This is a genomic window from Planctomycetaceae bacterium, assembly GCA_039680605.1.
In the GTDB taxonomy this organism is placed as follows: Bacteria; Planctomycetota; Phycisphaerae; order SM23-33; family SM23-33; genus JAJFUU01.
The window spans coordinates 67,406-79,625 of record JBDKTA010000041.1; the positions used below are offsets into that span (position 1 = coordinate 67,406).

Genomic DNA, 12,220 nt, shown 5'->3' on the forward strand with positions numbered 1-12,220 from the left:
AGCTACTCCTGCTCTGGGTTGTCGGACGATGTTCTGCGGATCTGATCTATGAGACGCGAAAGTCCCGTTAACTGGAATTTCAAGGCAATGCGAAGGGTTTCGATAAAACCTGCTTCGGATAACTCTCCAATGGTACGAAGCATCACGGCACTCACTACCAGAAAGATGATGGGAATGCCTAGTACCGCCAATAGAGCGATCTTGAACCCCATTGTCGCAAACAAGTATACCGTAACTACTGTTGTCAGGAAGACCAGCAGGAAGAAGCTCCCTTTCGCCCAGAGTTGTCCGACCGAATTGACCTCTATTTTCCGAATCGCCTCTACTTCTTTATACTTCCTGATGTCAGTTGTTCGCATAATGGTCCTCAACTCCTGGTTATCTTCAAAAGCGAGGTATATATCAAGCCACCTGCTGAGATTGTCTCGCAAGAGGTGCTCGATATTGTCGCGTGCTTGGTCTGCGGCGTCTCGGTATTGCAGCCATTCCGGGTTAGCTATGACAGCTTGATTGCCAATGTCAAGCGTACGTAGCAATGCCTGCATAAGATCTCGCAGTCGACGCATGGGCAATTCGCTCATTGGAACACGTTTGCGTTTCGCTTCATCGAATATAAGCTTCGCCTGAACCTGTGCGGCATTTGCCATCATGGCAAAGATGTTTCCCTGCATTACTCGAATTGATGGCAAGTCGGTCATATGTGTCTGGAAATACTGCAGTGCCTGTTCTCCCGCTCCGATGGTTTGGCGGTAGTAGTCTAAGGAATCGATGGTGCGATCATTCTCCCATGCATCGCGCGCATTGATGGATGCGACTTGGACGGCAAGGGCTAGCTCTTCTCCTTGCCATTGTTCAATCATCTTTTGAAGAAACGCCTTTTGCTGTTCCGATACCTTCGCGACATGCTCTTTTGCAGTCATGATTGCTGATGCGATCGCTTGACCTTGTTCGCCTGCAAACGTTCTTGCTTCGGGAAAGTTCTTGGTCTCGTAGTGATACCATGAAGCTGATTTGTTATAGGCTGCTTGGTAATACAGATGCAAGACCGAACAGATAGCACGTTTCTCTGCAGGCAACGCAGTGTCATTCGCGGCCTTGGCCGATAATTGGGAGGCTGCTAAGAACTCTTTCGCGGCATCAAGAGCATATTGAACCGTCGCCTTTGATTGCCTTGCTTCCTTTTCAAGTGCTAAGCCCTTCCGATAATGATCGTCAATCTCCTGAAGAAGAGTCATGCAGCCACCGCCTCGTTAATTGTTCTGAGCAAGTTGCTAAGCGCTCCGCCGAACTCGCGATTCGCCCGGCCCCAGCCGCCTGCCTGCTGCAGCACCGGCACGTTCTCAAAATCGCTCTGATCGATGGAGAGGTTGGCGATCATGTGGGCGCAGATGCGGTCCAGCCATCGCTGCTGCTCGGGGGTGAACGTGCGGCCGCTGGTCACGGCGGCGAAGGCGAGCTTGACTCGCTCCTCGGCGGTGTATAGGGGCTTATGTTCATCGGCGGCGTGCTTGACCATCGAGATGATGTCCACCAGCGCCTTGCTGTACTGCAACTGGTGGGCCTTCTGGAGGTTCTCGATGGTGAACCGCTCGCGGGTCGTGCGGAGCTTCTGGCGCAGTTCGTCCAGCGCGCCGGTTCCCCAGTCCTGCGGGCGGTCCAGCAGGATGCCGATGGCCTCGACATGCTCGGGGTTCTCGCGCACGAAGCGGGCGAAGGCGGTCAGGTAGTCCTCGGGCTTGTATTCCCGGCCGTCGGCGCCGCGGGCGAGCCACTGGGACGTTACATCGTCTTTGGCTTCCGTGGCGACAACGAAGGTCCGGGGCCTGCGGGGGTAGTTGAGCAGGAGGTTCTGGAAGCCCTTGTCGCGGAGCAGCGTCATGGCTTCGGTGAAGGCTTTGCGCAGGCGGCCGGGCAGGGCGGCGGCGTAGGCGGCCATGTCGCCGCTTGGGATGAAGGCCGCGAATTGGTCGCGGGCCTCGCCGGACATTTCCTTCTCGATCCGCAGCAGGCGCTTGACCAGACAGTGGGTGTTGATGTCGCGGTCCCGGTTGGCCCAGATGTCCTCGATGATCTCGACGATGGAACGGACTTCGCGCGTGGGCGGCTCGGCGGTGATGGCCGTGGCTTGACGGAAGTATTCCAGCAGCGTTCCGTCGAAGCAGTCAAAGACGGTGAAGTGGGACTTGTCGGTGAAGTTCTCGCCCTTCCTGGTCCCGCGGCCCAGCATCTGCTCGAAAAGGATGCGCGACTTGACGGGGCGCAGGAAGACGATGAACTCCAGATCGGGGATGTCAACGCCGGTGGAAAGCATGTCCACGGTCACGGCGACGGCAGGCAGCTTGCGGTTGCGGAACTCGCGGATGCGCTGCAGGGGGCGGTCCACGCGGCCGGTGATCTTCTCGACGAAGGAATCGCCCTGGCCGAATACGTCGCGGGCGATGTCCACCAGTTGATCGGCGTGGGAGGTGTGGGGGATGTCGTTGTCGGCGAAAATCAGCGTCTTGGGGAAGCGGCCGTAGGCCTGCTGATGCTCGTCGGCGTACTTGCGGATCTCTTGCAGAATCTTGCGGTTGGAGTCGGGGGAGGTGACGCTGCGCTCGATTTCGGTCGTCTCGAACTGCCGCTCATCTTCCAGCAGGTCCATCTGCTGGGCGCCGGTCTTGGGATCGACGCGGGCGACCTGCTCGCCTTCCTTGAGGAAGATGCCCTTGAGGCGCACGTCGGACTTGACGGCGACCACGTCGTAATCGACGAGATGGCCCTCTCGGACGGCCCGCTCGTATTCGTAGCGGAAGATGATGTCCTTGAAGTAGGCGGTGGTGTGGGCGGCCGGGGTGGCGGTCAGGCCCAGCTTGATCGCGTCGAAGTGGTCGAGGGTCTTGCGCCAGACGGACAGCTCGGCGCTGGTGTAGCCGCGGTGGCATTCATCGGCAATGATGAGGTCGAAGGCGTGGATGGGGATGTCGAGCGGCGCGGCGTCGTCGTCTATCTCCTCGTCGCCGCAGGCAAAGATCGCATCGCGGCCGAGGAGGTTGATCATCATCCGCTGGATGGTGCAGACGTAGACGAAGGCGTGGCTGGGCTGGGGATTGAGCAGATACGGCTCGGGCAGGAGCTTGGGGTCGAACTTCTCGTCTTCCTCGAAGTCCTCGCGTTTGAACCGCTGGCTGTAGACTTCGTAGATGTTGGGGAACTTGAGGCCCGGCTCGGGCTCGAAGGACGCGAAGGCCCGCACCGCCTGGGCGGCCAGCGCCCGGCGGTCCACGAGAAACAGGATGCGCCGCGCCACGCCGGACTTCATCAGGCGGTAGACCTCGTTGACCATCGTGAAGGTCTTGCCGGTGCCGGTAGCCATGGCGACCAGCATCTGCCGCTTGCGGGCGGCGATGGCCTGCTCGATGGCCTTGTTGGCGTCGATCTGGTAGGGGCGCAGGCGGTCGTGCCAGACGGTGTTGGCGGCCAGCGCCGCGGCGGTAGCGTCGCCGTTGCGCTTGAGCATCTCGGCCAGAGCGGCGGGGGTGTGGAACTGGCTGACTTGACGCGAGCGGCTCTGCGGGTGGCGCACGTCGTGGAACCAGATGGCCTCGCCGTTAGTCGAGTACAGGAAGGGGACGCGGAAGCCGGAGAAGTCGAACGGGCTGTCGGTGACGCCCTTAGAGTATCGCTGGGCCTGCGTCAGAACGTTCTGCGGCCCCAGCGTGATCTTCTTGGCCTCGATGATGCCCAAGATCTTTCCATCGACAGCCAGAGCGTAGTCGGCAGGCCCGCTGGTGGTGGGGTATTCTTCGACGGCGGCCGGACCGGCCCCGGACAGCGGCAGGGTGGCGCCGACGGGGACAATAGACCATCCCGCCGCTTCAAGCCGCGGGTCAACCCGCTTCTTGCGGTTCTGCCATTCAGACTCGCTAAATCCTGCGCCGGCCGCCGGCATGTGCATTCCCCTTGCAAAAACGGACATCAAGGTGAACGGGCGTATTATGCCCGGATATGACTGGACCTGCAACGGTTTGCCGGAAGCGTTCTTCTCTGGCGTCTGTCGAGGAACAACATCCCGGCTTCGCCTGTGGCTTCCGTCTTCGCCAAGGCTACGCCGGACAAGACGCCGTGACAAGTCCATCCAACCATCCGCCTTCGCTCTACGAGCTACGGCGGACAAGTCCAACCATCCATTCATCCAACCATCCATTCATCCAATCATCAGTTCATCCAACCATCCGCCTTCGCTCCGTTTGATTTTTCTCTCCGCCCCCTCCGTGCCTCTGTGGTAGAGTTCTCCCCGCAACGCCATCAACAGGAGAAAACCCATGGCACGCAAGAGCGTTTCGAAGACTGCTGCAACGGCTGCGAAGAAACCGTCGATCCCCGACGCCCACGGCGACTTCACTTGGTTTAACGACGCACGATTCGGCATGTTCATTCACTGGGGGCTCTACGCCATGCCGGCGCGGCATGAGTGGGTCAAGCACGTCGAGCAGATCTCGACGGCTGACTACGCGAAGTACTACACCCGCTTCGATCCGGACCTGTACGACCCGAAGGCCTGGGCCAAGGCCGCCCGCGAAGCGGGGATGAAGTACTTCTGCATCACCACCAAGCACCACGAGGGCTTCTGTCTCTGGGACAGCAAGTACACCGACTACAAAGCCCCCAACACCCCTTGCGGCAAGGACCTCCTGCGGCCGATGGTCGACGCCTTCCGCGACGAAGGCCTGCACGTGGGCTTCTACTACTCGCTGATCGACTGGCACCACGAGCAGTTCGGCGTCGACCGCATCCACCCGATGCGCGGCAATGCCGAGGAGCGCAAGAAAAACGCCAAGCGCGACGTGTCGAAGTACGCCCAGTACATGCGCGACCAGGTGCGCGAGCTGCTGACGCAGTTCGGCAAGATCGACTACCTGTTCTTCGATTTCTCCTACCCCGGCGAAGACGGCAAGGGCTGGCAGGATTACGAAAGCGACAAGCTGCTGACGATGGTGCGCGAGCTCCAGCCGCACATCCTCGTCAACGACCGCCTGGACCTGCTGGACATCCCCGGCGGCTGGGACGTCAAGACGCCCGAGCAGTTCATGGTCCGCAAGCCCGTCACGTGGAAGGGCAAACCCGTCTGCTGGGAAACCTGCCAGACCTTCAGCGGCTCGTGGGGCTACCACCGCGACGAGCAGACCTGGAAGAGCGTCGATCAGTTGCTGATGATGCTCATCGACACCACCAGCAAGAACGGCAACGTGCTGCTCAACGTCGGCCCCACCGCCCGCGGCGAGTTCGACGCCCGCGCGATGGATCGTCTGTCGGGCATGGGCGCGTGGATGCAGAAGCACTCTCGCAGCATTTACGGATGCGGCGTCGCCCCGGGCGGCTTCAAGGCCCCCAACGGCACGCGCCTGACGTACAACGCCAAGACCAAGCGCATCTACATGCACATTTTCGACTGGCCTATCGGCAGCATGGGCCTGGACGGCTTTGCCGGCAAGGTCAAGTACGCCCAGTTCCTGCACGACGCCAGCGAGATCCGCTGGAGCACCCAGACGCACGGACACGTGGGCACCGATGCGGAAAAGGACCACAACACGATCTACCTGCACCTGCCGGTCATCCGCCCCAACGTGGCCGTGCCGGTGGTGGAGATGTATCTTTAGAAGTCAGAAAACAGTAATCAGTAACCAGGGAACAGTAATCAGTAATCAGGAAAAAGTAATCAGGAATCAGTAAACAGTAATCGGGAATCGGGAATCGGGTGGCATGGCGGCCGCTTTGCGGGTCGCCATGCCACCGTTCGAAATAGACTACGTTTTGAGGTCCAGCAGGCCGCCGATCGGGGGAGGGTCGGGGGCAGTTTGTTGGCGGCGCAGTTCGTCCACGCCGCGCCACAGCCAGCGCCTGAAGAAGTTGCAGCGTCGCTCTCCCGATCGATAGACGCCCCCTCGCCGCGCCCGCATTTTCGGGATGTCGCTCTTGAGGCAAGGCGGCTCAGTGCCGGCCGCCGCCCGCAGCGCCAAGGGAAAGCCGCCCGACAAATTGTGGCAGTCTGATCCGTTCACGTTTCCGCCTCCTGAACCTGCGCCCTATGCCGCAAGAAGCGTAGGATTCATTCCCGTCATGTGCAACAACACCAAGGGAAAAGGGAGACGGGCGGAACGGCTGCGCTGCTTACGGGGAGACATGGGCGGGTCCTTCGGCGGGCTCAGGATGTGCGCCCATGCCACACAGCAAGAGCATGGGCGAGACGCCCATGCCACACAGCAGGAGCATGGGCGGGACGCCCATGCTACACAGCAAGAGCATGGGCGGGACGCCATGCCACACAGCAGGAGCATGGGCGGGACGCCCATGCCACACAGCAGGAGCATGGGCGGGACGCCCATGCTACGAAGGACGCGTGCTACGGGCGGGGGGCCATGGTTTTGAGCATTTCGATTTCTTCGATGATGGCGCCGTTGCGGCCGACCTGGACGCTGGTGTGGTCGGCCAGGGGCAGGGTGATGAACTGTTTGGGGCCTTTGGCGGCGTCGAAGATTTCGCGGCTGTGTGCGATCGGCACGACCATGTCCAGCGCCCCGTGGACGACGATGAGCGGGCAGGTGAGGTTTGCGGCCGCCCGGACGGCGGAGGCTTCGGCGGTGGAGAAACCGCCCAGCGAACCGGCGCGGTTGATGCTGCTGTCGAGGTCGTCCTGGGTCGACAGGGGTCCCAGGATGTTGGCAACGCCCTCGATGCCCGTCGGCGGGGCCATCGCCAGCACGCCCTTGCACCGTGGGTCGATCGCGGCGTACTGCACGGCTACGCACGCCCCCAGCGAGGCGCCGACGACGTAGATCGTCGGTCCGACGAGCCCCTCGGCCGTCAGGGTGTCCATGACGACTTTGATGTCGGTTTTCTCCAGGGCGCCCCAGGTGATGTACTGCCCGCCGCTGTCGCCGTGGGCGCGCAGGTCGGGCAGGACGACGTCGTATCCTTTGGCGGCCAGCCGCTCGCCCAGCGAGAGGAACCAGGACTTGCTCATCATCATCGGGTGGAGCAGGACGACGGCTTGGCGCTGGGCGGGGGGTTTGTCGGCCTGGGGCGTGCCGGGTTTGGCCTTGATGACCCAGACGTCGATGGTGGTTCCGTCCTCGGCGGCCACGGCGCGATGGGCGTCGATGCGTCCTCTCTTGAGCATTCGAGCCGGTCCGCCGAGCATTCGCAGGGCGGCGCGTCCGGGCGAGACTTCCGGTTCGATCAACTCCAGGGCGCCGAAGGTTCCGCCGGTGGAGCACCCCGCCGCGCCCAGCGCCGCGGCCAGCACGGCCGTCAGGATGTGTCGCAGGTAGGTCATACGCGTTTGAACTGTTTCTCCAGGTCTTTGAGCGACAGTCGCAGGGTGGTGGGTCGTCCGTGGGGGCAGCTCGAGGCCTTCTCCGCTTCGTCCAGGTTCGCCAGCAGGGCGTCGATCTCGCCGCCGGTGAGGGGTTGTCCGGCCTTGACGGCGGCCTTGCACGCCATGATCGCCAGCACGCTTTCGAGGACGCGTTCGCTGTCGAGGGTGTCGTCTTCGGCGAGCTTGTCGAGCAGTTCGCGCATGAACTCGCCGGCCCGCACGCCGCGCTGCACGAGCAGGGCGGGGAACTGGTGTACCGCCGCCGCGTCGGCGCCGAAGGGGCCGACCTCGATGCCCAGCCGGGCCAGCAACTCGCCGCAGCGCTCGAGCGTCTCGGCGTCGGCGGCAGAGACGCGGATCGTCTCGGGAATCAGCGCCCGCTGGGCGGTCAGCGGGCCTGCGGTCAGCCGCCGGCGCAGGTCGTTGTAGATCACCCGCTCGTGCAGGGCGTGCTGGTCGACGATCATCACCCCGTCGTCGCAGGCGGCGACGATATACGCCTGGTGGATCTGGATGGCGCGGGCGGGCAGGATCGTCTCCGGCGCGGGCGCCGCCGGGGCGGCCGCGTCGGGGATCGGCTGCCGCGGGGCCATCAGCGGCAGGGTGGTCACGGCAGGGCCGAAGGCGTCGTCATCGGCCTGTGTTGAGCGATACGCCTGGGGCGTCTTGACGGAAGACTGGTCGGAGACGATCAGCCGCGGCTGGGGCGCGGGGGCGGCCTTGAAGAAGTCGGCGATGGCCTCGCGCAGGGAGGCGCGGCGTTGTTCGTCTGCCGCCGCGGCGGGGCGTGCGGGCTCGTCGGCCTCGAGGGCGGCGCTGGGGGAGAGATTGGCCGCGTTGAGCGTCTGGCGCAGGGCGGCCAGCAGGGCGCCGTGGACGGCCTGGCTGTCGCGGAAGCGGACCTCGACCTTGGTCGGGTGGACGTTGACGTCGACGTCGGCGGGGTCGATCTCGATGAAGATCATGGCCACCGGATAGCTTCGCGGGTCGGCCAGCCCGCGGTAGGCTTCGCGCAGGGCGTGGGAGAGCAGGCGGTCGCGGATGTACCGCCCGTTGAGGAAGAAGTACTGCCACCGCGGGGCCGACCGCATCGCATCGGGGCGCCCCAGCAGCCCGGCGATGGGGATCTTCTGCCCCCCGCTCGAGCGGGCGATGGGCAGCAGCCCCTCGGCCAACTCGCGCCCGAACAGGTCGGCCGCTCGCGAGGCCGTCGCGGCGGCGGCAGGCAGGTTGGAGATTTCCCGCCCGTTGTGGGTGAGCGTGAAGGCCACATGCGGATGCGGCAGGGCCAGGCGGGCGATCTGCTCGGAAATGTGCCCGAGCTCGGTGTTGACCGTCCGCATGAACTTGCGGCGGGCGGGGGTGTTGAAGAACAGGTCGCGCACGGTGACGGTGGTGCCTGCGGCCGAGGGGCAGGGGCGCACCGGCTCGATGGTCTCGCCGCTGGCGGCGGCCTCGTAGCCGCTGGGGTCGTCGCGGCGTCGCGTGCGGATGTGGGCGTGGGCGACGGAGGCGATCGAGGCCAGGGCCTCGCCGCGGAAGCCCATCGTGGAGATTCGGAACAGGTCGTCCTCGCCGGAGAGCTTGCTGGTGGCGTGTGCGGCGAAGGCCAGCGCCAGGTCGGCGGCGGTCATGCCCGAGCCGTCGTCGCTGACGGCGATGAGTTTGGTGCCGCCGTCTTCGACCGTCACGTCGATGCGCGTGGCGCCGGCGTCGAGAGCGTTCTCGACGAGCTCCTTGACGACGCTGGCGGGTCGTTCGATGACCTCGCCGGCGGCGATCTTGTTGACCAGATGTACCGGCAGCACGGCGATTGGCATGATGAGGATGATTCTAGACGCACGGCGCGATGCATGTAAGGGAAAAGAACGCCAAACGGTAATGCCTCAACCACGGGGGGGGGGGAAAGTCGCGGCGGAGGCACCAAGTATTTATCAAAGCCGTTGTTTGGCTTTGATGAATACTTGCGCCCAGAGGTGGAAACGGCTCTAAATGAAGACGTAACTCAAGAAAACGAATTACTTCTTCATTTAGTGCCTCCGCCGCGACTTTCCCCCCCAGAGCTGAGGGGATACGCCAAACGACAAGTCGCCTGGGCGCACGATTTTCTTTTTCCGCGGGCGTGCAGGCGTTAGAATCGTGGCACCCCTGAAACACTGAACCCGCTTTAACGGAGAACGTAACATGACGCGAACCTGGTTGAGGATGAGCATTCTGGCGGTTGCGGCGGTGGTGCTGGCTGCGGCGGCGATCCCGCTGTGGGCGTGCCCGCGCGTCACGGCGGCGCCGACGGCGACGCCCGCCGACGCCTGGGCGGCGATGTTCCCCGACGGCCTGGTAGACGCCGCCGGCAAGAAGGTCTCCCTCGATCAGCTCAAGGGCAAGGTCGTGGGAATCTACTTCTCGGCCCACTGGTGCCCGCCCTGCCGCGCCTTCACGCCCAAACTCGTCGAGTTCCGCGACAAGAACGACGCCAACTTCGAAGTCGTCTTCGTCAGTGCCGACCGGACGGCCGACGCCAAAACCAAGTACATGACCGAGGCCCAAATGAAGTGGCCCAGCGTCCCCTTCGCCGCCAAGAGCGCCAAGGCCCTGATGAGCACCCACCAGGTCAGAGGCATCCCCATGCTGGTGATCCTCTCTCCCGGCGGCAAGGTCATCAGCAAGAACGGCCGCGGCGAGGTCATGTCGGCGGCCGCCACGTGCCTGGACACGTGGAAGAAAGCCGGCGCCGAAGCCGACGCCAAGTAATAATCCGCCCGGCGGGCGAAACGTATCCCCTCAGTTACGAGGGGAAAAGTCGCGGCGGAGGCACCAAGTATTCATCAAAGCCGTCGTGTGGCTTTGAAGAGTACTTGCCTTGGCCAACGGGAAGTGGCCCTGAATGAAGAAGTAATTCACACAACGAATTACTTCTTCATTTAGTGCTTCCGCCGCGACTTTTCCCCTTGTGACTGAGGCACTGTGGGACAACGCTATGAGCGAACGACAGACGCGACAAAAAGCCGCCGTGCTGGAGGTGCTGCGCCGCACGGCGGTTCCGTTGGCGCCGCCGCAACTGCTGCTCAAGGCGCAGGAACTGGTGCCGACGATCGGCCAGGCGACGGTCTATCGCATCCTCAAGGCGTTGCAGGACAAGGCGGTCATCTCGTCGGTGCAACTGCCGGGCGAACCGCCGCTGTACGAGCTGGCGGGCAAGAGCCACCACCATTTCTTCCGCTGCCGCCGGTGCGGGTTCATGTATGAAGTCGAGGGCTGCGCCGAGCTGGTCAAGCGCCTCGTCCCGCGCGGGTTCAAGCTCGAAGACCACGAGGTGTTCCTCTTCGGCACCTGTTCATCGTGCGTCTGAGGGGCAAATAAGACCCTTTCGACCGACGGACGCCACAACAGTCACCTAACATTTAATAGGGGTGCGCATCGGCCCATTCTGCCGTTGGGGGGCTCATCGTGTTGAGAGGCAAGGACGAGGCAGGCAAGAAGCTTGAAGACCCGGCCTGCGAGTTTCGCTCGGGGGTCTGGCGGTATGGCGTGGCGATTGTCACCGTCGCGCTGGCGCTGGGCGTGCGCCTGGCCTTGGCGCCGTGGCTGGGAAATCACGCCCCGTACGTGTTGTTCATGCTGGCGGTGGCGGTGACGGTCTGGCTGGCCGGGCTGGGTCCGGCGATCGTGGCGGCCGTTCTGAGCGTGCCCCTGGCGCTGATCTTCGCGATGACGGAGTACTATCCCTGGCACACCAAGATCATCGGGATCGTGATTTACGCCGCCGCCGTTGCCAGCATCGCCTTGCTCGGGCGCAGCATGCGAATGGCCCGCGCGCAGGCCCAGGCCGGTGAGCGATTTCGCCAGGCGGTGCTCGACGCCATCCCCGCGCGAATCGCCGTGCTCAACAGCGCCGGGATCGTGATCGCCGTCAATGAGCGATGGAAGGAACTCAAGGCCGGCACCGACTACATGGCCATCTGCCGCAAGTTCGTTCAGGATGGAGAGCCCTCCGCCACGCATGCCTGTTCTCTGCTGGAGTCGCTGCTGCAAGGCCGCGGCGGCGACTTCCAGGTCGAGTACTGCTGCCCCGACGACGGCGGCCCGCGGTGGTATCTGCTCCAAGCCAGCCGCCTGCCCGCCGCGATCGGCGGAGCGGTCATGGCGCACGTGGACATCACCCAGCGAAAAGAGGCCGAGCGGGCCCTGCGCGAAAGCCAGGAACGCCTGGCCCTGGCCGCCAGTGCCACCAATGTCGGCATCTTCGAGTGGAATCTGCGGACCGACGAGGCGCTGTGGACGCCGGAACTCGACCGCCTGTTCGGCCTGCCCTCCACCGAGACAGCCCCGGCGGCCGTCTCCTGCCGGCTCGACTGGCGGCAAAGGATCCATCCGGACGATCTGGCCGCTGTCGAGGCCGAATTCGACAACGCCAGGGCGCAACGCAGGCTCTTCGAATGCGAACACCGCATCGTCTGGCCCGATGGCAGCGTTCATTGGGTCCAGACTCGCGGGCAGTTTTACTACGACAACGGCCAGGCCCTGCGGATGCTCGGGACCGTGTTTGACGTGACGACCAAGAAGGAAGCCCAGAGGCAGCTTAAGCAGGCGGCCGACGATCTGTCGCAGTCCAACCAGGACCTCGAGCAGTTCGCCCACATCGCCAGCCACGACCTCAAGGAGCCTCTGGGCGTCATGACGATGTACCTGGCGCTGCTGAGAAAGAAGCACGCCCCCGCTCTCGATGAAGAGGCCAACCAGTTCATCGGTCATGCCGTCGACGCGGTGGGGCGGATGGGGCGGTTGATCAACGATCTGCTGGCGTACTCGCGCGTCGGGCGAAAGACCGAGGGCTTCACGCCCACCGACATGGAAGACGTGCTG

General features: G+C 63.5%; 9 protein-coding genes. 4 read left to right on the plus strand and 5 right to left on the minus strand.

Translation table 11 applies throughout. The features are described 5' to 3' along the window. Positions 1-2: 2 nt before the first annotated feature. A complete protein-coding gene (locus ABFD92_11970; protein MEN6505252.1) occupies positions 3-1,235 on the minus strand; it encodes a hypothetical protein in 1,233 nt (410 codons plus the stop codon). Next, entirely contained in the window at positions 1,232-3,931 is a 2,700-nt protein-coding gene (locus ABFD92_11975; protein MEN6505253.1) for a DEAD/DEAH box helicase family protein, read from the minus strand. Before ABFD92_11975 ends, ABFD92_11970 begins: the two co-directional genes overlap by 4 nt. Before the next feature lie 373 nt (positions 3,932-4,304). Here ABFD92_11975 and ABFD92_11980 point away from each other — a divergent pair, with 373 nt between their 5' ends. Then, entirely contained in the window at positions 4,305-5,639 is a 1,335-nt protein-coding gene (locus tag ABFD92_11980) for an alpha-L-fucosidase (GenBank protein ID MEN6505254.1), read from the plus strand. Between the two features lie 147 nt (positions 5,640-5,786). Here ABFD92_11980 and ABFD92_11985 read toward each other — a convergent pair whose 3' ends face one another. The 3 genes from ABFD92_11985 to mutL form a co-directional block, all read right to left on the minus strand. Next, a complete protein-coding gene (locus ABFD92_11985) occupies positions 5,787-6,041 on the minus strand; it encodes a hypothetical protein (GenBank protein ID MEN6505255.1) in 255 nt (84 codons plus the stop codon). A gap of 341 nt (positions 6,042-6,382) precedes the next feature. Continuing rightward, positions 6,383-7,315: an alpha/beta fold hydrolase gene (locus ABFD92_11990; protein ID MEN6505256.1), complete on the minus strand. Its 933-nt coding sequence runs from the start codon at positions 7,313-7,315 to the stop codon at positions 6,383-6,385. Continuing rightward, on the minus strand, positions 7,312-9,177 hold the full coding sequence (gene mutL, locus ABFD92_11995) for a DNA mismatch repair endonuclease MutL (GenBank protein ID MEN6505257.1): 1,866 nt from the start codon (positions 9,175-9,177) through the stop codon (positions 7,312-7,314). Before mutL ends, ABFD92_11990 begins: the two co-directional genes overlap by 4 nt. Before the next feature lie 364 nt (positions 9,178-9,541). Between mutL and ABFD92_12000 the strand changes: the two genes are divergently transcribed. From ABFD92_12000 to ABFD92_12010, 3 genes are all read left to right on the plus strand, one after another. Beyond that, positions 9,542-10,108, plus strand: coding sequence for a thioredoxin-like domain-containing protein (locus tag ABFD92_12000; GenBank protein ID MEN6505258.1), 567 nt, complete (start codon positions 9,542-9,544; stop codon positions 10,106-10,108). A gap of 226 nt (positions 10,109-10,334) precedes the next feature. Continuing rightward, positions 10,335-10,706, plus strand: a complete 372-nt coding sequence (locus ABFD92_12005; GenBank protein ID MEN6505259.1) for a transcriptional repressor — start codon at positions 10,335-10,337, stop codon at positions 10,704-10,706. Positions 10,707-10,804: 98 nt separating this feature from the next. After that, positions 10,805-12,220: PAS domain-containing protein (locus tag ABFD92_12010; GenBank protein ID MEN6505260.1), on the plus strand; the 1,416-nt coding region annotated here is incomplete at its 3' end.

What these genes read in the sequence shown, in the direction of transcription:
- ABFD92_11970 (MEN6505252.1), bottom strand. Translation starts at nt 1,235, where the DNA reads ATGACTCTTCTTCAGGAGATTGACGATCATTATCGGAAGGGCTTAGCA.
- ABFD92_11975 (MEN6505253.1), bottom strand. Translation starts at nt 3,931, where the DNA reads ATGCCGGCGGCCGGCGCAGGATTTAGCGAGTCTGAATGGCAGAACCGC.
- ABFD92_12005 (MEN6505259.1), top strand. Translation starts at nt 10,335, where the DNA reads ATGAGCGAACGACAGACGCGACAAAAAGCCGCCGTGCTGGAGGTGCTG.
- mutL (MEN6505257.1), bottom strand. Translation starts at nt 9,177, where the DNA reads ATGCCAATCGCCGTGCTGCCGGTACATCTGGTCAACAAGATCGCCGCC.
- ABFD92_12000 (MEN6505258.1), top strand. Translation starts at nt 9,542, where the DNA reads ATGACGCGAACCTGGTTGAGGATGAGCATTCTGGCGGTTGCGGCGGTG.
- ABFD92_11990 (MEN6505256.1), bottom strand. Translation starts at nt 7,315, where the DNA reads ATGACCTACCTGCGACACATCCTGACGGCCGTGCTGGCCGCGGCGCTG.
- ABFD92_11980 (MEN6505254.1), top strand. Translation starts at nt 4,305, where the DNA reads ATGGCACGCAAGAGCGTTTCGAAGACTGCTGCAACGGCTGCGAAGAAA.